Source organism: Enterococcus sp. CSURQ0835, assembly GCF_902706605.1.
In the GTDB taxonomy this organism is placed as follows: domain Bacteria; phylum Bacillota; class Bacilli; order Lactobacillales; family Enterococcaceae; genus Enterococcus_A.
The window spans coordinates 23910-46656 of the sequence record NZ_CACSLH010000003.1 but is presented as its reverse complement, the minus strand read 5'-3'; the positions used below and the strand labels follow the sequence as shown (position 1 = coordinate 46656).

General features: G+C 40.9%; 15 protein-coding genes, 1 pseudogene and 1 other annotated feature. Of the genes and pseudogenes, 14 read left to right on the top strand and 2 right to left on the bottom strand.

Going from position 1 to position 22747, the window contains the following annotated elements; all coding sequences use genetic code 11:
- Positions 1-259: 259 nt before the first annotated feature.
- A pseudogene (locus GVJ38_RS02310) lies at positions 260-1028 on the bottom strand (PHP domain-containing protein).
- Positions 1029-1424: 396 nt separating this feature from the next.
- Between GVJ38_RS02310 and pflB the strand changes: the two are divergent.
- The 7 genes from pflB (at position 1425) to GVJ38_RS02275 (ending at position 11456) form a co-directional block, all read left to right on the top strand.
- A complete protein-coding gene (gene pflB / locus GVJ38_RS02305; RefSeq protein WP_159721558.1) occupies positions 1425-3716 on the top strand; it encodes a formate C-acetyltransferase in 2292 nt (763 codons plus the stop codon).
- A 358-nt stretch (positions 3717-4074) separates the two neighbouring features.
- On the top strand, positions 4075-5577 hold the full coding sequence (locus GVJ38_RS02300) for a helix-turn-helix domain-containing protein (protein WP_159721557.1): 1503 nt from the start codon (positions 4075-4077) through the stop codon (positions 5575-5577).
- 77 nt (positions 5578-5654) lie between these two features.
- Complete coding sequence (locus GVJ38_RS02295) at positions 5655-6596, top strand: NADP-dependent oxidoreductase (protein ID WP_159721556.1); 942 nt, start codon at positions 5655-5657, stop codon at positions 6594-6596.
- A gap of 229 nt (positions 6597-6825) precedes the next feature.
- Entirely contained in the window at positions 6826-7650 is an 825-nt protein-coding gene (locus tag GVJ38_RS02290) for a sialate O-acetylesterase (protein WP_159721555.1), read from the top strand.
- Between the two features lie 90 nt (positions 7651-7740).
- Positions 7741-8715 carry an NAD-dependent epimerase/dehydratase family protein gene (locus tag GVJ38_RS02285; RefSeq protein WP_159721554.1) on the top strand — a complete coding sequence of 325 codons (975 nt, stop codon included), beginning with the start codon at positions 7741-7743 and terminating at the stop codon, positions 8713-8715.
- Positions 8716-8939: 224 nt separating this feature from the next.
- Entirely contained in the window at positions 8940-9665 is a 726-nt protein-coding gene (locus GVJ38_RS02280; protein ID WP_159721553.1) for a MarR family winged helix-turn-helix transcriptional regulator, read from the top strand.
- A gap of 30 nt (positions 9666-9695) precedes the next feature.
- Positions 9696-11456 carry an ABC transporter ATP-binding protein gene (locus GVJ38_RS02275; RefSeq protein ID WP_159721552.1) on the top strand — a complete coding sequence of 587 codons (1761 nt, stop codon included), beginning with the start codon at positions 9696-9698 and terminating at the stop codon, positions 11454-11456.
- Between the two features lie 68 nt (positions 11457-11524).
- Here GVJ38_RS02275 and GVJ38_RS02270 read toward each other — a convergent pair whose 3' ends face one another.
- The gene (locus GVJ38_RS02270; protein ID WP_159721551.1) at positions 11525-12661 is read right to left on the bottom strand and encodes a 5-methyltetrahydropteroyltriglutamate--homocysteine S-methyltransferase; all 1137 of its coding nucleotides are present in this window, start codon (positions 12659-12661) and stop codon (positions 11525-11527) included.
- Positions 12662-12733: 72 nt separating this feature from the next.
- Positions 12734-12965, bottom strand: a binding site (T-box leader).
- A 370-nt stretch (positions 12966-13335) separates the two neighbouring features.
- On the opposite strand from GVJ38_RS02270, the gene ilvD reads away from it, so the two are divergent.
- The 7 genes from ilvD to GVJ38_RS02235 all read left to right on the top strand — a co-directional run bounded on the left by ilvD (position 13336) and on the right by GVJ38_RS02235 (position 22737).
- Positions 13336-15015, top strand: coding sequence for a dihydroxy-acid dehydratase (ilvD, locus tag GVJ38_RS02265; protein WP_159721550.1), 1680 nt, complete (start codon positions 13336-13338; stop codon positions 15013-15015).
- 30 nt (positions 15016-15045) lie between these two features.
- Entirely contained in the window at positions 15046-16023 is a 978-nt protein-coding gene (locus tag GVJ38_RS02260; protein WP_159721549.1) for a bile acid:sodium symporter family protein, read from the top strand.
- 344 nt (positions 16024-16367) lie between these two features.
- Positions 16368-17894 carry a 2-isopropylmalate synthase gene (locus tag GVJ38_RS02255; protein ID WP_159721548.1) on the top strand — a complete coding sequence of 509 codons (1527 nt, stop codon included), beginning with the start codon at positions 16368-16370 and terminating at the stop codon, positions 17892-17894.
- Between the two features lie 3 nt (positions 17895-17897).
- Entirely contained in the window at positions 17898-18971 is a 1074-nt protein-coding gene (gene leuB / locus GVJ38_RS02250) for a 3-isopropylmalate dehydrogenase (protein WP_159721547.1), read from the top strand.
- On the top strand, positions 18952-20346 hold the full coding sequence (gene leuC, locus GVJ38_RS02245) for a 3-isopropylmalate dehydratase large subunit (protein ID WP_159721546.1): 1395 nt from the start codon (positions 18952-18954) through the stop codon (positions 20344-20346). The genes leuB and leuC overlap by 20 nt, the downstream gene beginning before the upstream one ends.
- On the top strand, positions 20346-20936 hold the full coding sequence (gene leuD / locus GVJ38_RS02240) for a 3-isopropylmalate dehydratase small subunit (RefSeq protein ID WP_159721545.1): 591 nt from the start codon (positions 20346-20348) through the stop codon (positions 20934-20936). The genes leuC and leuD overlap by 1 nt, the downstream gene beginning before the upstream one ends.
- A gap of 355 nt (positions 20937-21291) precedes the next feature.
- The gene (locus tag GVJ38_RS02235) at positions 21292-22737 is read left to right on the top strand and encodes an amidase (RefSeq protein ID WP_159721544.1); all 1446 of its coding nucleotides are present in this window, start codon (positions 21292-21294) and stop codon (positions 22735-22737) included.
- Positions 22738-22747 lie beyond the last annotated feature (10 nt).

Below are 22747 nucleotides of genomic sequence, written 5' to 3'. Positions count from 1 at the left end.
AACATGTAGAAACTTGAGGAGAACTAAATTGTCAAAACTAAAACGATTGTTGTTTTTTTGTATAATCTCGTTAAAATTAATTTTATGTAAGTAAACGACAGTCTAAATTAACTATTTCCTGTAAATTTAAAAGATGGCTGAAAGAAATAGAGACAAAATCACTACTAAACTTCAAAAAGGATTTCACGAACATTTTTTATAAACGTTCGTGAAATCCTTTTATTGCTCTCCTTTAGAGACTATTCATGGATTTTGTCCCTCATATTTCCACCAGTGTCAAGTGCTCACCAACATAAGTCGCCACTTCGTTAACACCAAAGTCTCGTAAGAGCTGTTGCATTTCAGGAAATAAATTTTGATAGTCGGCAGCTACATGCGCATCTGAGCCGAGGGTAAATAATTTTCCGCCTAGACTTTGATAAAGTGGAACAGCATAACGATAGAGTGCTTCGTTTTGGTACAATACTTTTTGCATTTAATTCCAAAGCCATGTCTTTTTTGATGAGCAACTTAAAAATCGTTTCAAGTTGCGGCTCGGCCAGTTCAGCAAGTTCTGCCGCAGTAAGTTCAAATCGTCGCAAGCCATAATCAAAGTGAGTTAAGATTTGTCCACCAGAAAAATTTTCTAACACAGTTTGCATTTGTTGGAAATAAGCGGGAATAACTTGTGATTTAGCTTTGGTTAAGATTTCATCCGACATGTAATCGAATTTTCCATTTTGATGGATACTCACTAAACGTAAATCATAAGGATGATGGGTTAAATAATCTGTGATCTGAGTTTCTTGGCCAGGAACTACGCCGATCTCAATTCCCGTCAAAAAAATTGTATCTGTTTGAAAGGCTTGTTGGATTTTTTTCAATTGCTGATAATCTGGGATGTTGTCGTGAAACTGATCACTCGGATTGTGAAGGTCAAAGTGATCCGTTGCTACAAAAACTGCTGGCTGGAAAGCCAAATAGTTTTCAACTTGTTCAGTTGAATCAAATGACAAAAAAGTATGCACGTGCTGATCATAAAGCGGCATGTATTTCTCCTTTTTGATTAACCGTAGCATATCTATTTTTAAAAGGCCAATCATATGTTAATAAAAATAACTTATTTAGTTTTTATTTATCTGAATCGAAATAAAAAAATATAAGTTATCTAAAAACTCGAATTTTCGAATCTTTTAACTTTTTCTAAAGAAGAAAACTGTATTCATACAGACTGTTAAAAATGTTATTTATCATTAGGCATGAACGAATTTTGATTGCTATAGCAATGGTAATGATCTGTTATAGAACAAATTATTAATTAGAGAGTTATTTTTATCATTGAATTATTAATATTAAATAGTCTGAAAAATGTTTTTTTAAGTTGATTATTTTGTTATACTAATTCCAGTCTAGAAAGCGCAATCAAAAACAAAGGAGTGCGAAAGATGCAAACAACAAAAGAAAAAACAACTCAAACAACTGATCAATGGGCTGGCTTTAAAGGTGGCAAATGGCAACACGAAGTTAACACCCTTGATTTTATTAAACAAAACTATACTGAATATAAAGGTGACGATAGTTTCTTAGAACCGATCGCACCAAGTACTGAAAAATTATGGGATAAACTGCAAGAATTATTTGAAATCCAACACCAAAGAAATGGTGTCTATGCAATGGATACGAATATTCCGGCAACTATCACTTCTCATGCGCCAGGTTACTTGATCCAAGAAGAAGAAAAAATCGTTGGCTTGCAAACTGATGAGCCGTTAAAACAAGCATTTATGCCGTTTGGCGGAATCAATATGGCTAATAATGCGTTAAAATCAAATGGTTATGAAGTCGATGACAACATGACGTTTATTTTCAATAAATGGCGTAAGACCCATAACCAAGGTGTTTTTGATGCTTATACTGATGAAATGCGGCTAGCACGTAAAAACAAAATCATTACAGGTTTACCTGATGCTTATGGTCGGGGACGAATCATCGGGGATTACCGCCGAGTTGCGTTATACGGAATCGATTTCTTATTAAAAGAAAAGAAAAAAGATTGGAAAAATGTCGGCAACAAAGTAATGACAAATGACGTGATCCAATTGCGTGAAGAAGTATCTGAACAATATCGGGCATTGATGGATATGAAAGAAATGGCTGCGAGCTATGGCTTTGATATTTCAAAACCAGCGGCAAATGCTAAAGAAGCAATCCAATGGTTATACTTCGGTTATCTAGCTGCTATCAAATCACAAAATGGTGCGGCAATGTCGATCGGACGCGTATCAGCTTTCTTAGATATTTATATCCAACGCGATTTAGATCGTGGCGTGATCACTGAATTTGAAGCGCAAGAAATGATCGATCACTTGATCATGAAACTACGCATGGTCAAATATGCGCGGACGCCTGAATACAATCAATTGTTCTCAGGTTATCCAATTTGGGCGACTTTATCAATTGCTGGGATGAACATGGATGGGTCATCACTCGTTACGAAAAATGATTTCCGAATCTTGCACACATTAACTAATATGGGCCCATCACCAGAACCAAACTTAACAGTCCTGTATTCATCTCATTTACCAGAAGGCTTTAGAACGTATGCTGCAAAAATCGCGAAAGAAAGTTCTTCGATCCAATTTGAAAATGATGATTTATTACGTCAACATTGGGGTTCAGATGATGCAGCGATCGCTTGTTGTGTATCTGCTACAGTAATCGGAAAAGATATGCAGTTCTTTGGCGCACGGGCGAACTTAGCCAAAGCCGTTTTATATGCGATCAACGGTGGCGTGGATGAAATGACGAAAATGCAAGTTGGTCCAAGATTCCGTAAATTAGAAGGCGATACGATCAACTTTGAAGAATTTATGGATAGCTATAAAGATACTTTAGATTGGTTAGCTGAACTTTATGTAAATACGTTGAATGTCATTCATTACATGCATGATAAATATGCATATGAAGCGCCACAATTAGCGTTGATGGATACTGACTTGAAACGGACGTTTGCGACGGGTATCGCCGGGATCTCTCACGCGACGGACTCATTGATGGCGATTAAACACGGTAATGTAAAAGTGATCCGCGATGAAGATGGTCTAGCGATCGACTACGTACCGCAAAATGAATTCCCAACTTACGGAAATGATAACGATGAAGCTGACGAAATGGCTAACTGGATCTTGGAATACTTCATGACTCAGATCAAACGTCAACACACATACCGTAACTCAACACCAACTTTATCATTATTGACGATCACATCAAATGTTGTTTACGGTAAAAATACTGGGAATACACCTGATGGCCGTCGCGCAGGTAAACCATTAGCGCCAGGAGCAAACCCAAGTTACCAAGATGGAAAATTCTTAGGTGAGAAAAATGGCTTACTAGCTTCATTGAACTCAACTGCGAAATTGAATTACTCTTGTGCCTTAGATGGAATCTCAGATACACAAACGATCAATCCAGGTGCTTTAGGCCGGACAGATGATGAAAGTATGCAGATCGATAACTTACGCAATGTTTTAGACGGGTACTTTGATCGTGGTGGGTATCATTTGAACGTCAATGTCTTTGGCCGTGAATTGTTAGAAGAAATGGACAAAGATATCGATAATCCGAAATACGCGAACTTTACGATCCGGGTATCAGGTTATGCCGTTAAATTCCGTGACTTGACACCAGAACAACGTCGCGACGTGATCTCACGGACTGACCATAAAATGATGTAATTAACTAAGCGTGATGATTGAACGTTGCGCCTTACAAAAGAGAGTAGGACATGAAAATGTTCTGCTCTTTTTTCAATTTTGTGAACGGAACCCTCTTTATCCTTTTACTGAATGGACGGGTGTTTTTTTATGTGATTTTTTCAGTTGATTCAAATGATTAAAATGACGTTAGCTGATAAAGAGGAAATGAATGACTTTTTTTGATGAAGGGTAGAAAATTTAGTTAAATCAACTTAATAAATTCGGCCTAATTTTTTTCTAGTCCAAATAAAAAAATAAGGATTCAGGAGTATAATAATTATTCTAAAGGAAAACTTTGTGTTATTGTTAAACAGACACAAGGGTAGGAGGATGTCGAGTGAAAGTCTATGAATTATTAGATGCTAACGAACAGCGACAACTGGAGATCATCCAAACGTTACTTAGTTATCAAGGAAAGGCATCAATCCGTGAATTGGCTGAAAAACTGGGAGTGTATCGGAATACTGTCAAAGATGATCTCGCTAGTTTAAAAAACACCTTAGCAGATCAGTTTGCGGCCGTGAGTTTGAATGAAACGGAAGGCGCTGTTTTTTTCAAAACGGACGGGACCGTGACCAATATCGACATCGGCTATTTATTTTTGCAACGCTCCATCAATTATAATATTCTGATTTATTTATTTGAAAACGGTCACTTCGATCAAGCAACGATGGCGTGGCGCTTGGGAATCAGTGAAGCGACACTATCCCGACGTTTGCGGAAACTGAATACATTGTTAGCAGAATTTTCATTAAAGATCCGCAATGGGAAATTGACTGGAAGTGAACTTCAGATTCGCCATTTTTATTTCTCGTTGTTTTGGTATGGTCGGCCTTATGAACTGAATGAAAAAGAAGAGCTGGATGCGCTAGGATTAGAATTTATCCAAACATTAGAAACCTATCTAGGGATCCCTTTTACAGAGGAAGGTAAGATCAAGATGAAGCTTTACTTAGGGATCATCTCAAAACGGCTGGCACTTTTTAATCACCAGATCAAAAATTATTTAGAGCCCGGGATCGATTATGAATTCAATAATTCGTTTTATTTTGCGCTTCAACAGATTTTAGCTGATTATGCGAAACGATTCCCTTATGACTTGGCAGCGGAAGAAAGTGCGATTTTTTATTTATTTATCGTAGCTAATTTCAGTTTAGATATGGATAATGCGCGAACGAAAGAACTTTTGAATGAAGGCCGGGAGCAAGGCTATTTTGTAGTTGAATTAAGTGAACGCGTTTTTAAACGAGTAGAAGAACGCATCGATGTCAGCAAATTGAGTCCGATCTTCATGAAAAATCTCCGCTACTTACTGTTTAACATTCATGTTAATAGCTATTATTTTCATGGTCAACTCTCGTATTTCAATACGAATAATATCAATGAGCTACTGCATGAATTTCCTGATCCGCTATTGTTTGATTTTGCTAAAGACTGGGCAGAGTGGGTCGTAGGTTTGATGGGGACTTCAGAAACTGAGCGAGCCAGTAAACAAGAGTATTTGTTTGAATATTATGCAGCGTTAGTCTATTTAGGCTATCGAGATCTCGATTTGAAATTAGTAGTCGGCTGTGATTTTCCTTTTGAACGAAATATTGCGTATGTGTTCATTGATCACTTAGCAAATCACATTGACCCGCGGATTAAAGTTGAACTGCAGCCCTATCAAAAAGCGCAGTCTTATGATTTGATCATCACAAACATTCATAAGGATTATCCTGGAATTGCACCGGAGCGAGTCTTGGTCTTATTTAGTTTAGAAACGAGTTTCGATATTGAAAATGTTGAACAATTCGTCAGTTTTTATTATCGCAAGAAATTAGAAAAATTGATCAAGTAATCCGTCGACTTTCTAAGCTGGAAAATTGATTTTTCAACGTGCTAGCAGTATCGTTACAGCAGTTAGGAAGTGAAGAGATGAAAACACGAGCAATCGTTATTAACCACTTTGGCGGTAAAGAAGAATTGACTGAAAGCACAGTCGAGCTACCGGAACTAAAACCAAAGCAAGTCGTAGTGAAAGTCCATGCGACTTCCATCAATCCCATCGATTGGAAAACTCGCGAAGGGTACTTGCGCAAAATGTTCGACTGGGATTTTCCAATCATTTTAGGTTGGGATGTCGCCGGAGTGATCGAAGCAGTCGGTGAAGCGGTCAGTGACTGGCAAGTTGGGGATCGTGTCTTTGCGCGGCCGGCTTCAACCCGTTTTGGGACGTATGCTGATCAGACGATCGTAGATAGCGATCAATTAGCCACGATCCCACAAGGCATTTCGTTTAAAGAAGCCGCGGCAGTTCCGCTAGCGGGGTTGACGGCTTACCAGGCATTGTTTGATCATGGACAGTTGGCAGCTGGGCAAAAAGTTTTGATCCATGCTGGGGCTGGTGGGGTCGGAAGTTTTGCGATCCAATTAGCCAAGGAAAAGGGCGCATTTGTCTATACGACTGCCAGTCAAAAAAATCACCCTTTAGTCAAAAAACTAGGAGCAGATGTCGCAATTGATTATCAAAGTGAAGACTTTACCGAAGTGGTGAAGGATGCGGATCTAGTTTTTGATACGTTAGGTGGTGCGATCCAACAAGCCAGCCTTCAAGTTTTAAAACCAGGTGGTCGATTGATTTCTGTTTTAGGCATCCAAGATGAGCAGTTGGCTAGTGAAAAACATATCCACGCGGAAGCTGTTTGGCTGCAACCGAATGGTAAACAATTACAAGAATTAGCCGAACTCATGGCGGCTGGAAAATTAGTCAGTGTGATCGGCGCGGAATTCCCGCTAACGCAACAAGGTGTTTTTGAAGCGCATGCGTTAAGCGAAACCCATCATGCAGTTGGGAAAATCGTTTTAACCAATGATTAAAAAATCGTTCCTCTAATTACAGGGGAACGATTTTTTCGTTAATGTAAAATAAAGTGTTGATAGAATACACAGCTTTAAAATAGTTGTCAAATAAAAAGTTGTATTGTAATCTGTTAGCGAATGAAAGAAAGTCTCGATTTTAAACGATGAACTTACAGAAAATACAATTGCGAGAGCTGTTAACTTTAGTCGAACAGCAATTACGCAAATAAAGCGAGGAGATGCTGAAATGAAATCGGTATTATTAGTAGGACAGTCGAATATGGCGGGCCGCGGATTTTTACATGAAGTTGCCCCAATCTATAATGAAAAAATCAAAATGCTGCGTAATGGTCGTTGGCAAATGATGGCTGAACCGATCAATTATGATCGTGAAGTAGCTGGGGTTGGATTAGCCGCATCGTTTGCGCAACGCTTTTCTGAAGCAGAGCCAGAACTAGAAATCGGTTTGATTCCTTGTGCAGAAGGTGGCAGTTCGATTGCTGAGTGGCAACCAGGTGAAGTATTGCTGGAGCATGCCCTACAAGAAGCAGAGTTTGCTCAAACAGACAGTGAACTAGTCGCCATTTTATGGCATCAAGGTGAAAATGACAGTTATGGTGGCCGTTATCAAAACTATGAAGAACAATTAAATGCGGTTTTTACAGCCTTTCAAACTAAATTTCCTGGAGTTCCCATTTTAGTTGGTGAATTAGGGCATTACTTAGGACAAAGTGGTTTTGGGCAAAGTGCTGTCGAATATGCGCAAATCAATCAAAAGATTTTAGCGGTCACCGAAAAGTTGACTGATTGCTATTGGGTAACGGCGCAAGAGTTGATGCCTAATCCTGATGGTATTCATTTGAATGCTGTCTCGCAACGTCGATTCGGGTTGCGTTATTATGAGGCATTTGCTAAGCGTCAATCGGTTACGCAACCAGTCGTAGGTGAATTGGACTGGCTAAAAAGATCCCGGCCAGAAACTTCAGCAGTTAGAAACTATCTGCTTAGCAAAGAATTTGTCTTAGGTCGAATCGATTTTGCCACCTTTATGAAAAAGTTTGCTGTTAAATAAAGGTGTGAGTGATTGGGTTGATTTGACCCTAGTTTCTATTGGATGAAGTAGTTATAATTAGTATAACAATTCACAAAGGAGCGAAAAAATATGGCAAAAGTATTTGTATTAGGCGGAACTGGCTTTTTAGGCTACCACACGACGAAAGAATTATTAGCTCGCGGTTATCAAGTGAAAACAATGGCGCTGCCTCCACTACCAGCGGACAATTTGTTGCCGGCTGAAGTAGAGATCAAGTTAGGGAATATCAATGAATTGTCTGATGAAAAAATCAAAACATTGTTGGCTGATTGCGAAGGATTTGTTTACGCGGCAGGAGCAGATGAACGAGTCGTAGCCGATAAACCGGCTTTAAAATTTTATTATCACGCCAACGTATTGCCCACACAACGACTAGCACGTTTGGCTAGTGAAGCCGGTGTGAAGAAATTTGTCGTCTTTGGTTCGTATTTTGCTGAATTTGCAGAACGATTGCCACAGTATGGTTTAAAAAATCAGCCTTATCCTAACACGCGTCTGTTGCAAGAACAGATTGCATTTGCTGAAGGAGAAGGTAGCATGGCGGTCATGGGGCTTCGTCTGCCGTATATTTTTGGCACGATGCCAGGAAGAATGCCATTGTGGAAAATGTTCACCGATCAGATCAAAGGGCAAACGGTTTTTCCAGCGTTAAAAGGTGGAACGGCAATGGTAACGGTGGAGCAAGTTGCTGAAGCTGCTGTTGGGGCACTAGAAAAAGGTGAACACCGCAAGACATATGCTATTTCAGCTTTGAATATGAAATATCAAAAATTTTATGAAATGATGGTTGAAGCATTAGGGCAGCAAGATATGACACAAGTTCCGGTCCTACCTTATGAGCAATTGAAGGCAAACTATGAAGCAATCGATGAAGCCGCTGAAAAAGCAGGCAAAGAACATGGAATCCATATGGTAGTCAGCTCTAAGATCCAAGAAGAGGATCTGTATCTCGATCCAGCCGACACGATGTCTGCCTTAGGGATCAAAGACCATGATGTGATCGCATCAATCAAAGAAACGTTGAAAAAATGTGTGGAAGGCTAATTTTACGAAGCTTTGACTGACTGCGAGCATAAAATTTAAACACAAGCTAAAAAACGCGAGGCACAGGAAGTGTTTCGCGTTTTTTTAGTTTGCAATCCATTAATAAAAATATCGCAAGAAAAATAAAAAAATAATTCTAAATTAGTTGACAATCATTCGGTACCGAACTATAATCAATCTCGAAAGTTCGGTACCGAATGATTTTTGCGAATGGAGGAATTTAGATGAGTAAGCAAACCCTTGAATTATTGAAACAGTTACGGTTGGTCACGATGGCTAGCAGTATTTTTTTAAGCAAGCAAAAGCGTTTGACTGGACAAGCCCGAGTGCTGCAAGTTTTAAATGAAGAAGATGGCTTGATCCAAAGTCAATTAGCTGAAATTTTAGATCTGCGGCCGAGTTCGCTGGCTGAATTATTAAAAAAAATGGAAGCTAATCAGACGATCATACGCCGTGAAGATCAGCAAGACAAACGCTTAAAGCGCGTGTACTTGACTAAAAATGGTCAGCAAAAGATCCAACAGCAACTAAAGGGTCGAGGAAAGGATCGGAGCGAAGACTTTTTTGCTGGTTTAAGTGAATCTGAGTTAGTTGTATTCAGTGAATTATTGCAAAAGATCCCGGCTGCTTGGGATCGTAAAATCCAGCAGCAAGCCAGTCGTTTTATTGACCCGATGGATCGTTTAGAACAGATGAAAGAATTTCAGCAAGCTTGGACAGAACAATTTGGAACTGACTGGAATGAATTGTCACGAGCTGAACAGCGGGACTTACGACGGAAAATGGAACGTGAAATGAATGCGTGGCCGGAAAATGACGCTTGTGGGTTTGGTTTTGGCGGTCCATTCCAACGCGGTTTTCATGGGGGGCCGCATGGGTTTCACCCATTTGAAAAACGACCATCTGAAAAAGAAACGGATCAATCACATACGGAATGGGAAGATTTCTAATTAGAAATTTTCTAAATGGAGGAAACAAACATGGAACGTTCATTAACACCTGAGTTACCTAAAGCAACGAATAAATTTAAATTAAAAGACTTTATTGCATTGATCAACCGAGTCAATCCCAAAAAGCTGGTATTTGTGATTGGCTTATTGCTGAGTTTAGTCACTAGTGTTGCTAGTTTGATCGTACCTCAGCTAACAAAAGGGTTGGTAGATACAAGTCGGTTAGCAAAAATCAGCGGCTCGACGTTGGCTGTTTTGATCTTAGCCTTTGTGACACAACTAACGTTTGGTGCAGTCGGTGGCTTCTTATTGCGCTATGTCGGTGAGACAGCCGTGAAAACGTTGCGGGAAACCCTATGGAATCATTTGCTGAAATTGCCGGTCAATTATTTTGATGAGCACAAATCAGGAGAAAGCAGCTCGCGTCTAGTCAATGATACGACGGTGATCAAAGAATTGATGACCTCACAATTTCCAAATTTTGTTACCGGCGCGATTCAACTAGTTGGCTCAATGGTGATTTTGTTTGTCATGGACTGGAAAATGGCAGCGTTGATGTTTTTGATCGTGCCGATCATGGTGATCATCATGGGTCCGATCGGAAAAATGATGATGACGATCGGTCGTCAATTACAAGCAGCTACCGCTGATTTCAATGGTGAAGCGAGTGAAAAATTAGCGGAGATCCGGCTGATCAAATCTAGTAATGGAGAGCCTTTTGAAAGTGAAAAAGGTGCCGGTTTTATCGGGAAAATCTTTACACTCGGAATCAAAGATGCAAAAATCGAAGCCATCTTGCAACCAATTATGACAACTGCAATGTTGGGAATGTTTGTTGGCATTTTAGGTTATGGCGCAGTTCGCGTTCAAGCTGGAACTTTGACTAGTGGGGAGCTGGTTGCATTTTTATTGTATCTGTTCAACATTATAATGCCAGCTGCAACGTTTGCGACTTTCTTTTCTCAAGTTCAAAAAGCGATGGGCGCAACGGAACGAATCGAAGAAATCTTAGTGACTGAAGTTGAACCAATCGGCCAAGGTGAAAAAATAATCGTGGCTGGACAAACCATCAAAGCTGAGAACGTAACTTTTTATTATTCACCGGAACGACCTGTATTGCAAAATGTTTCTTTTGAAGCCAAGCCCAATTCAGTAATTGCCTTTGCCGGACCAAGTGGCGGTGGAAAATCAACGATCTTTGCTTTATTAGAACGTTTTTATCAACCAGTAAATGGTAAGCTTACGATTGATGATCAAGATATCAATGCACTTGATTTAGTTGATTGGCGTTCGCAAATTGGATATGTTTCGCAAGATAGTGCCGTGTTTGCCGGAAGTATTCGTGATAATTTGCAGTATGGATTAGGCAGAAAAGTTTCTGATGACAAACTGTGGAACGTCTTGGAGTTAGCTTACGCTGACCAATTCGTTCGCGATTTTCCTGAACAATTAGCAACCGAAATTGGCGAACGTGGAGTGAAACTATCTGGTGGACAAAAACAACGAATCGCAATCGCGCGGGCTTTTTTACGAGATCCGAAGATTTTGATGTTAGATGAAGCGACGGCAAGTCTTGATTCTCAGTCTGAAGAAAAAGTCCAACGAGCACTAGACCAGCTGATGGAAGGGCGGACGACTTTAGTTATCGCGCATCGCTTATCAACGATCGTAGACGCTGATCAGATTTATTTTATTGAAAAAGGTCAAGTCACCGGTCACGGCACCCATCGGGAATTAATCAAAAATCATCCGCTTTACGCTGATTATGTGAAAGAACAAGTGTTGGAATAAAGTGTTTCAATGCTTGCTGGATAGTAAAAGTAAAACTGGACTCGCTTAAGCCGGCGAGTCCAGTTTTTTTATGACCAGATTTTAGCGGCAACCTTTTGCAATAAGGTGATTTTTTGCCACTGCTGTTCTTCGGTCAAATGATTTCCTTCTTCGGTGGAAGCAAACCCGCATTGGGGACTAATACTTAAATAGTCTAAGGGAATATACTGAGTTGCTTCTTTGATTCTAGCCTCAATTTTTAGTGGATCTTCTAGCTCAGAGAATTTAGAAGTCACTAGCCCTAAGACTACTTGGCTGCCGTTATTTTTCCAATAACGTAAAGGAGCAAAATCGCCGGCACGTTCAGAATCATATTCTAGAAAATAGCCGTCATAAAGCGTGGCAAATAAATTTTTGGCGATTGGTTCATAACCACCGGAAAACAACCAAGAAGAAGCATGATTCCCACGGCAAATATGGGTCGTGATCGTGATATTAGCTGGTTTATCTTTTAAGGCCTCGTTGATGATCGTTGTGCAAATAGCAGCGATCTGATCTGGATCGATCCCTTTTTCTTTTAATTCAGTTCGTTTTTGCTGATCAGCTAAAAAAGCCCAATTAGTGTCGTCAAATTGTAAGTAACGGCAACCTAATTTGGCATAGGCTGCGATCACATCGTGGTAGGTAACTGCTAGGTCATGATAAAACTCGGTTAAATCAGGATAGATTTCATGGATCTTGGTAGAGCCATCATTAGCTAACAATTCTTGGCGTAAGATCATCGTTGGACTAGGGATCGTCGCTTTAGCGATGGATGGATCATCAGGAACTTCTACGATCGATTTCAAATAAGCGAAGTCAGCCAAAAAAGGATGATGCTGATCAAAGCTGATTTTGTCTACGACTCGTACATTATAACTAGGTGCGGCTTTTCCATGAAAATGTTGATTATAACCATGATCAGGGACATACCCCTCCAGGCCATTTAGATGTTCTAAAAAGTCTAAATGCCAAAAGCTGCGACGAAATTCGCCATCCGTGATCCCGTGGAGGCCAACTTGTTTTTGCTTTTGAACTAGCTCTTTGATGGCAGTATTTTCAATTTTACGCAATTGTTCGGAAGTGATTTTTTTATTTGTAAAATCGATTCGTGCCTGTTTGATGCTAGCTGGTCGTAAAAAACTACCTACTTGGTCGACGGTAAATGGAATTTGATTCTTGCTCATACTATCACTCTTTTCCTATTATTTTTATCCGTGATTCAGGCCAATAAAAAAAGCCCTTTTACTAGTAACTAGTAAAAGGACGAAACTTCGTGGTACCACCTTTTTTCAGAAAATTAGATTTTCCCTTATTCCGACATCAAACTTGAGATCGGCGGTCCTAGTAACGAAGGACTCATTCGCTTTTGACTACCTATCGCCAAAAGATCCTCATTGGCCATTTTTCGACTTTGCTCGTTGACTCTTTGCACCAACCAGAGCCTCGCTGAGAACGTTTCAAGTGTACTTTCCAAATCTACGGATAATTTATGAAGTTGTTTTGAATCATAACACTTAGAATTTATTTGTCAAGTTTCCATTTGATTATCATTTAGCTTTAATTTTTTTAGAGGGGGATTAAGTTCAGAAAATTTGCAAAAATAGGTTGACAGGTGGTCATCAGAGGATTAAAGTTAGAAAAAAATAAATTTCACATTTTACTCTAATCAAAAGGAGCGCTTCTCATGCAAACAAAACAAAATTTAGTCGTCATTTTAATTATTAAATCAAGGACTTAGAACGAATGAAACATATCGTTGAACTCCTGTTTGTTATTGAATGGGACGTGAAAGCATCCCATTCAAATTGAGTGGGATGCTTTTTCAATTAGTTGGAAGTGGAAAAATGAGGTGCAATGTATGAGAAGTGATCAAATCAAAAAAGGAATCGATGCCGCGCCAGCAAGAAGTTTGCTCTATGCGACAGGCCAAGTCAAAAATCATCATGATATGGAAAAACCATTTATTGCTATTTGTAATTCTTATATCGATATCGTTCCAGGTCATGTGCATTTACGGGAGTTAGCTGATGTGGCTAAAGAAGCGATCAAAGAAGCTGGTGGGATTCCTTTTGAATTCAATACGATCGGAGTAGATGACGGGATTGCGATGGGACATATCGGGATGCGCTACTCGTTGCCTAGTCGTGAATTGATCGCTGACTCAGCTGAAACAGTGATCAATGCTCATTGGTTTGACGGTGTTTTTTACATTCCTAACTGTGACAAAATCACTCCTGGCATGCTGATGGCAGCTATGCGGACAAATGTTCCAGCGATTTTTTGTTCTGGCGGGCCGATGAAAGCGGGAGTTGATCCACGAGGGCATCAAACGACCCTGTCTTCTATGTTTGAAGCCGTTGGTGCTTTTAAAGAGGGGCAGATGACCCCAGAAGAATTTCGATTTATGGAACAAAATGCTTGTCCGACTTGTGGATCTTGTGCGGGGATGTTTACCGCAAATTCAATGAATTGTTTACTGGAAGTTTTAGGTTTGGCTTTACCTTACAACGGGACGACATTAGCGGTCTCGGAAGAACGCCGGGAATTAGTTCGCCAATCAGCATTTAAATTAATGGAACTAGTTAAAAAACAGATCAAGCCACGAGATATCGTCACTAAAGAAGCGATTGACGATGCCTTTGCCCTAGATATGGCGATGGGCGGTTCTACGAATACAGTCTTACACACGTTAGCGATCGCAAATGAAGCCGGGATCGAGTATGACTTAAAACGGATCAACCAAATTGCAGAAAAAGTTCCCTATATCTCAAAAGTCGCACCTTCTTCTGCTTATTCTATGCATGATGTTCAGAAAGCAGGTGGGGTTCCAGCGATCATGAAAGAATTGATCGATTTAGAAGATGTGCTACATCCCGATCGGATAACCGTGACCGGGAAAACTTTACGAGAAAATGTAGCAAAAGCAAAGATCAATAATTTTGATGTGATTCACTCAAAAGAAAATCCATATAGCATCGTTGGCGGCTTATCCGTTTTATACGGTAACTTAGCACCAGCTGGCGGAGTCATCAAAGTTGGCGGAGTTGATCCGACTGTCAAAGTCTTTATTGGTAAGGCAATTTGTTTCAATTCTCATGATGAAGCGGTAGCAGCCATCGATGATCATACGGTTCAACCGGGACATGTCGTTGTCATTCGTTACGAAGGACCAAAAGGCGGTCCTGGTATGCCAGAAATGTTAGCCCCAACTTCTAGTATCGTTGGACGTGGGTTAGGAAAAGATGTTGCCTTAATAACAGATGGTCGTTTTTCTGGTGCGACGCGCGGAATCGCAGTCGGTCATATCTCACCAGAAGCAGCTGCCGGTGGACCTTTAGCGCTTGTTAAAGATGATGATGAAATCATGATTGATTTGACTAATCGTTCCTTACAGTTAAATGTCGCGGCAGAAGAATTAGCTGCACGGCAAGCCACTTTACCGAAGTTTCGATCTAAAGTGAAAAGTGGCTGGTTAGCTCGATATACTGCTTTAGTTACATCGGCAAATACAGGAGGTGTGATGCAGTTGCCGGAATAAATTTAAATTAAAAAGAGAGAAGGAAAGTTAATGAAAGTACTAGAAACTATGAGTCGCTTTGTCTCCAAATATTTTACGGTATTAGTCATTTTACTAGCGGGTTTTGCTTATTTTGTACCCCAGCCAGGTCTTGGGATTGCACCGTTTACGTCCTATTTATTGATGATCGTCCTATTTGGGATGGGGCTTAGTTTACGAGTAGACGACTTCAAGCGAATCGGAAAAAATCCGGTCCCAGTCATCTTAGGCACTGTCACCCACTATGTCATTATGCCAGGTTTAGCTTTCCTTTTAGTTCATTTATTCCATTTAAGTGGTCCAGCAGCAGTAGGTGTTATCTTAGTTGGTTCTTGTCCTTCTGGTACTTCTTCTAATGTAATGGCTTATTTAGCTGGTGGAGATGTAGCGCTAGATGTATCGATTGGCTTTCTATCAACCTTGTTGGCACCTGTGATGATTCCATTGTTAGTCTCGACATTAGCAGGTAAGTACGTCGATGTTCCTACGAGCCAAATGTTTTTAAATACAATGAAAATCGTCTTAATACCAATCATTTTAGGAGTGATCGTGCATACGATCTTTGGTCATAAAGTTGATCGGATCAATCATGTGACGCCTTTGATCTCACAAGTTGCGATCTTGCTGATCATTGTAGCAGTATTTTCGGCTAACCATTCCCAATTTACGAATGTGGAAACATTACTGATCGTACCAGTTGTTATGTTGCATAACTTGTTAGGCTACACGTTAGGCTATGCCTTTGCTAAAGTCATGCATTTGAATAAACCCCAGCAAAAGGCGATCACGTTTGAAGTCGGCATGCAAGATTCGGCTTTAGGCGCTACTTTAGCCATGAAATTTTTCGTTCCGCAGGCGGCAATCGCATCGACGATCTTTTCGATTTGGCATAATATCTCCGGTTCGATCCTCTCTTCTTGGTGGCGTAATCGAACCTTGCAGGAAGCACCGACAGAAATAGAAGAAATCGTTGAAAAAGCAGTCGTTTAAATCCTATTAATCAAAAAGATAATCAAGCAAAAAAGGAGTGACTACGAGGCTGCTTGATTATCTTTTGTTATTCAACATAAAAATTCAGAAAATTCGAAATACCCTTGACATTTAATTTTAAAACGCCTATGATTACATAAATCTAATAAAACGGAGTGTTTGTTATGAGAAAAAACAAAAACTTTCAAAACTTATTATTATTATCGTAGGTCCCGGATTATTTTTCGTCAGAAAATAATAGGGGCCTATTCGCATTGCATGAAGTAGATAACTTCGTGGGGTGCTTTTTTTATTGCTAAATTCAAGTGTTCAAATGACTGATCAACTTTTGAGGAGGAAATAAGATGCGTAAAATTCAATTTTTCGATACAAGTCTAAGAGATGGCGAACAAACACCAGGAGTCAATTTTAATCCAAAAGAAAAAATTCAAATTGCCAAACAATTAGAAAAATGGGGCGTCGATACGATCGAAGCCGGTTTCCCCATCGCCTCGCCGGGGGACTTTGCAGCAGTAAAAGCTATTGGGGAAGCAGTGGATCAGATGACCGTTGCCGGGCTTGCCCGCTGTCAGAAAAAAGATATCGATCGAGTTTATGAGGCTTTGAAAGGCGCAAACTTTCCTCAGATCCATGTTTTTATCGCAACGAGTGAAGTTCACCTGAAAGATAAATTGAAGATGACACCAGCTGAAGTTTTGGCGTCGATCAAAACGCATGTCAGTTATGCTCGCGAGCGGTTTGAAAAAGTCCAATTTTCACCAGAAGATGCTTCCCGGACGGAACGCGAGTTTTTATTACAAGCTGTTCAAACTGCGATCGATGCTGGAGCGACGATCATCAACATTCCTGATACAGTCGGCTATTCTAATCCCACTGAATTTGGTTCGATCTTTAAATATTTGCTGGAAAATATCCAAAGTGAACAAGAGATCATCTTTTCTTCTCATTGTCATGACGATTTGGGAATGGCAACAGCCAATGCATTGGCCGCGATTGAAAATGGTGCCAGTCGAGTAGAAGGAACGGTAAATGGGATTGGCGAGCGAGCAGGGAATACCGCTTTGGAAGAAGTTGCCATTGCACTGCATATCCGGAAAGACTTTTATCAATGCGAAACCAACATCAACTTGAAAGAAACGAAACGAACGAGTGACTTGATCGCGCGGCTTTCTGGAATGTCGATTCCAAAAAATAAAGCAGTGATCGGGGGAAATGCTTACGCACACGAATCGGGTATTCACCAAGATGGCTTTTTGAAAAATCCGGAAACTTACGAGATCATCACACCGGCACTTGTCGGAGTAGAACAAAGCTCGCTACCGCTAGGAAAATTATCTGGCCGTCATGCTTTTAATGCCCGCTTGGTTGAGCTAGGTTATACCTTGACGGCAGAAGAACTGAATTTGGCATTTAAGAAATTCAAAGTGTTGGCTGATAAGAAAAAACAAATCGATAATACTGATTTGATTGCGTTAGTAACCGACCAAACGCGAAAAGCAGAAGCGGTAGCCTGTCTTAAAACGGTTCAATTGCAATATGCATCTCATGGGTTTCAAGGCGCGATCGTCTCGATCCAGCCAGCAGCAGGTGAGACTAGTGAAACAAAAACGGCATCTGCGATCGGGTCGGGCAGTATTCAAGCCATTTACAATTCGATCGATCTTATTTTTGAACAGCAACCGGTCTTGACGCAATATGAAATCCAAGCGTTGACTAGTGGAGAAGATGCTCAAGCGGAAGTCCATGTTGCACTGAAAAATCCGGCAACCCAACAAACTGTTTATGGTATTGGAATCGATTTTGATGTCTTGGAAGCATCAGCGAAAGCGTATGTCGAAGCTAGTGAAAAATTCAAGCAGATCGGAGCATAAATCATGACAAAAAAAATCACAGTTTTAGCCGGAGATGGGATCGGACCAGAAATTATGGCAGCTGGACTTGCGGTATTACAAACGATCAGTGAACTAGATCAACTGTCCTTTGAAATCACCACTGCTGACTTCGGTGGAATCGCGATCGATCATTTTGTTGATCCTTTGCCACCAGCTACCTTGTCGGCTTGTCAAACGGCTGACGCGATTTTATTAGCTGCGATCGGCGGACCTAATTGGGAACAAGCTAAAAGGACGCCGGAGATGGGGTTACTAGCATTGCGTCAGGCGTTACAGTTGTTTGCCAACTTACGACCGATCAAAGTAACTCCTGCACTAAGCAAACTTTCCCCTTTAAAAGCGGAAATCGCAGAAAAAGCTGACTTTATCGTAGTACGAGAATTGACTAGCGGGATTTATTTTGGAACCCCACGAGAACGAACGGAGACCTCTGCTTTAGATACGAATACGTACCAAGCAGATGAAATCAAACGGATTTTAAAAAAAGCTTTTGAGATCGCTCGGACTCGCAAGAAAAAAGTGACTTCCGTTGATAAAGCAAATGTTTTAGCTACCAGCAAACTTTGGCGACAGCTCGCAGAAGAAGTGGCGGAAGATTATCCAGACTGTACGTTACAACATCAATACGTCGATTCAGCTGCTATGAAAATCATTGCTCAGCCAGAAGAATTTGATGTGATTGTAACGGAAAATCTCTTTGGTGATATTTTAAGCGATGAAGCTTCGGTTTTGCCAGGTTCATTAGGCTTGTTAGCCAGCGGTAGTCACAGTATCAACGGGCCATCACTTTATGAGCCAATCCACGGTTCAGCACCAGATATTGCAGGAACTGATACAGCAAATCCTTTATCGATGATTTACTCAGTAACGATGATGTTAAAAGAATCCTTTGGGTTGATAACGTCAGCTGAAAAAATCGAGCAAGCGTGTGATGAAGTATTAGGAAACGGTGTGCTGACAAAAGACCTAGGCGGAACCGCTAAAACAACTGAATTTACAGCAGCCGTCATCAAACAATTGAAAGAAGATGAAGCAGATGGGAAAAACATTATTTGATAAATTATGGGAGCGTCATGTCATTATAGGAGCAGAAGGCACACCACAATTACTGTATATTGATCTACATTTGATCCATGAAGTGACCTCGCCGCAAGCCTTTGCAGGGATTCGTGAAGCGGGACGAATGTTGCGCCGTCCGGATAAGACATTTGCGACGCTGGATCACAACATCCCAACTAAAGATATTCATACGATTCATGACCAGATCGCTAAAAATCAAATCGATACGTTACAGGAAAATTGTGAAGAATTCAATGTCACTTTATGCAAAAATGGTAGCAAACGACAAGGAATCGTGCACATGGTTGGGCCAGAAACAGGATTGACGCAACCAGGAAAAACGATCGTCTGCGGAGATTCCCACACAGCTACTCACGGGGCGTTTGGCGCGTTAGCTTTTGGCATCGGGACTAGCGAAGTGGAACATGTTTTTGCGACTCAAACACTGTGGCAGACAAAACCGAAGCGGATGGGGATTCATATTCGCGGAAAGTTGCCGCACGGAGTGTACGCGAAAGATATCATTTTAGCGTTGATCGCTCAAAACGGAGTCGATTTTGGAGTCGGCTATGCACTAGAATTTTATGGTGATGTGGTCACTGCGTTATCAATGGAAGAACGGATGACTATTTGCAACATGGCAATTGAAGGCGGCGCGAAAATGGGATTGATCGCACCAGATGAAAAAACGGTTGCTTATGTAAAAGGCCGCGAATATGCACCGACAGATTTTGCGGAAGCGGCTGCTGATTGGCAGACATTAAAAACAGATTCTGATGCAACCTTTGATCGCGTCATCGAATTAGACGTTACAACTTTGGCGCCTTATGTGACTTGGGGAACTAATCCAGGAATGGGCGTCGCGTTCACGGAAAAATTTCCCGCTATTCGTGACTTGAATGATGAGCGAGCTTACCGTTATATGGATTTAGCACCGGGGGATCAGCCAGCAGATATCCCGATCCAATATGTTTTTATTGGTTCTTGTACGAATGGTCGGCTTTCTGATTTGCAAGAAGCGGCGGCGATTATTCAAGGTAAACACATTGCGCCAGGGGTCACTGGATTAGTCGTACCTGGCTCACGTCCGGTTAAACTGGCAGCAGAAGAGCTGGGGCTGGATCAGATTTTTAAAGCAGCTGGATTTGAATGGCGGGAACCAGGCTGTTCGATGTGTTTAGGGATGAATCCTGATCGCGTACCTGAATCTGTTCATTGTGCATCAACTTCTAATCGTAATTTTGAAGGAAGACAAGGTCAACATGCTCGGACACATCTGTGTAGTCCTGCGATGGCTGCAGCGGCGGCATTACATGGTCATTTTGTTGATGTGAGAACGATAGTGAAACAAACTGAAGTGGAGGCGAACTAATGGAGACATTTAAAAAACATCGGGGGCAAAGTGTCCCCTTGTTAAATGATAATATTGATACTGATCAAATCATTCCGAAAGGCTACTTGAAACGAGTCGAAAAAACCGGCTTTGGTGAATTTTTATTTGATGAATGGCGCTACTTGACTGATCGTAGTTTGAATCCTGATTTTATTTTAAATCGGCCAGAGTACGCAGGCGCATCGATTTTGATTTCCGGTGATAACTTTGGTTCAGGCTCTTCGCGAGAACACGCAGCTTGGGCGTTGGCGGATTATGGATTCAAAGCCGTAATCGCTGGTAGCTTTAGTGATATTTTTTATATGAATGCAACGAAAAATGGATTATTGCCGATTCGTTTACCTAAAAAAGAACGGCAGTATTTAGCTGAACTACCGTCAAAGACGACGATTTTGATCGATTTACCTAATCAATTGATTAAAGCGAAAGAGAAAATTTTTTCATTTGACATTGATGCTACTTGGAAAAAGAAACTGATTTACGGACTGGATGATATTGCACTCACTTTAAAAGACGAAGCAAAAATCACAGCTTTTGAAAAACAACGAATTCCGGCGTATTTAAAATAAAATGTACCTACTAAACAACCAGCTTTTACTTTACCAATTTTCCTTCAAGGAATGCCAAAGAACTCACAAATAAACGGATCAATACAGCCCAGTTTAGTGGCTGTATTTTTTTAGCACTGAGGACCAGGTGCGAGTCACAGCATTCACATTTTAAGAAATTTATCCAGAGTGTAACAAAGTTAGAAAACTGTATCTTTTTGATCAGCTGAAAATTTAATATAGCCAAACGCTAACGCTAGCAGTCTTAGAATCGCGCGATTTTAAAAAATAAAATAAATGAATCAACTATTAACAGTTGTTATATTTTGTAAGATGTGGTAATAATACAGAGAAGAAAATTTAAGGAGGGGCGGATATGAAAGACGGGCTTTATTATGCCGACTTGTTGAAGAATAAAAAGCTGCAACAATCAGAATTAATAGCGCTAATGAAACAAAAAATACAAGACCAACAAGTGTTAAATGCTTTCGTAACCTTGGAACAAACACCAACTGCAACTGACGTTCAGCCACAACAGTCCGAACTTTTTGCCGGGTTGCCGATTCCGTTAAAAATATTAGGCCAAAACAAAGCGGGCTGGTTAGCAACCTCTAGCTCCCGATTGTTTAAAGAACAACGTGCAACCGTGACCAATCATTTTGTAAGGGCTTTAGAAAAAAGTGGCTTGACACCGTTTGGTCAAACGAACGCGCCGGAATTTGGGTTTAAAAATGTGACCGATCCTGTACTTTACGGGGCTACACGAAATCCGTGGAACCTTGACTATTCTCCTGGTGGTTCTAGCGGTGGCGCGGCAGCTAGTGTGGCGGCAGGGATTTTCCCCATTGCCGGAGCTAGTGATGGTGGCGGCTCGATTCGAATCCCAGCTTCGTTTTGTGGTCTGATCGGATTGAAGCCGACTCGGGGTACGATTCCCACCGGCCCTGATGGTTGGCGTGATTGGCAAGGTGCTGCGATCAATTTTGCGTTGACGGTTTCTATGCGCGATACAAAAACTTTATTTTATGCACTTAGAGGACAACATCCGGCGGCTCCTTACCAAGCGCCAAAAGTGGAATGGCAAGCGCCTGAAGTTATGAGTCGGCCGTTAAAAATTGCGGTCTGTCTGACATCACCAGTTGGGACAAAAGTTTCTGCTGCAGCAGTCGCTGCCGTAAATGAAGCTGTTGATTTTTTAGCGGCAGCTGGCCATACGGTAAAAGAGATCCACTATCCGTTAGATGGTAAATCGTTGATCGGTAGTTATTATCAGATGAATGGTGCGGAAACTGCGGCGATGTTTCAAACTATTCAAACTAATTTACAACGAACTGTTACCAAATCAGACATGGAATTGATGAGCTGGGGCATTTATCAGTCGGGCTTAAAACTTTCAGCGGCCGAGTACAGTATAGCTTTGCAAAAATGGGATCAAGCGGCTTTTGTAATGGAAGAATTATTTAACGAGTTTGATCTTTTTTTGAGTCCAACGACTGCTTTTCCAGCTCCTAAGCTTGCGACTGATTTGCAAAGTGATTCGATTCGACAGCAACTAACTCGTGCCGAAGAACTTTCAGCGGCGGCTTGTGAAGACTTGATTTACGCGATGTTTGAAAAAAGTTTGACCTTGACGCCTTATACGCAGTTAGCTAATTTAACGGGACAACCGGCAATCAGCTTACCGACTTATGTGACAAAAGAACACTTACCATTAGGGATTCAATTCATGGCAGCGAAAGGCCGAGAAGATCTGTTGTTTACGATCGGAGAGCTCTTTGAAACTGCCGGGAAATTTAAATTACCAAAAGCGTATCAAAATTAGGAGGAGACAA

Coding starts and splice junctions, on each gene's coding strand:
- GVJ38_RS02235 (WP_159721544.1), top strand. CDS start 21,292: ATGAAAGACGGGCTTTATTATGCCGACTTGTTGAAGAATAAAAAGCTG.
- GVJ38_RS02285 (WP_159721554.1), top strand. CDS start 7,741: ATGGCAAAAGTATTTGTATTAGGCGGAACTGGCTTTTTAGGCTACCAC.
- GVJ38_RS02295 (WP_159721556.1), top strand. CDS start 5,655: ATGAAAACACGAGCAATCGTTATTAACCACTTTGGCGGTAAAGAAGAA.
- GVJ38_RS02260 (WP_159721549.1), top strand. CDS start 15,046: ATGAAAGTACTAGAAACTATGAGTCGCTTTGTCTCCAAATATTTTACG.
- GVJ38_RS02280 (WP_159721553.1), top strand. CDS start 8,940: ATGAGTAAGCAAACCCTTGAATTATTGAAACAGTTACGGTTGGTCACG.
- GVJ38_RS02290 (WP_159721555.1), top strand. CDS start 6,826: ATGAAATCGGTATTATTAGTAGGACAGTCGAATATGGCGGGCCGCGGA.
- GVJ38_RS02270 (WP_159721551.1), bottom strand. CDS start 12,661: ATGAGCAAGAATCAAATTCCATTTACCGTCGACCAAGTAGGTAGTTTT.
- GVJ38_RS02255 (WP_159721548.1), top strand. CDS start 16,368: ATGCGTAAAATTCAATTTTTCGATACAAGTCTAAGAGATGGCGAACAA.
- GVJ38_RS02275 (WP_159721552.1), top strand. CDS start 9,696: ATGGAACGTTCATTAACACCTGAGTTACCTAAAGCAACGAATAAATTT.
- pflB (WP_159721558.1), top strand. CDS start 1,425: ATGCAAACAACAAAAGAAAAAACAACTCAAACAACTGATCAATGGGCT.
- leuD (WP_159721545.1), top strand. CDS start 20,346: ATGGAGACATTTAAAAAACATCGGGGGCAAAGTGTCCCCTTGTTAAAT.
- leuC (WP_159721546.1), top strand. CDS start 18,952: ATGGGAAAAACATTATTTGATAAATTATGGGAGCGTCATGTCATTATA.
- ilvD (WP_159721550.1), top strand. CDS start 13,336: ATGAGAAGTGATCAAATCAAAAAAGGAATCGATGCCGCGCCAGCAAGA.
- leuB (WP_159721547.1), top strand. CDS start 17,898: ATGACAAAAAAAATCACAGTTTTAGCCGGAGATGGGATCGGACCAGAA.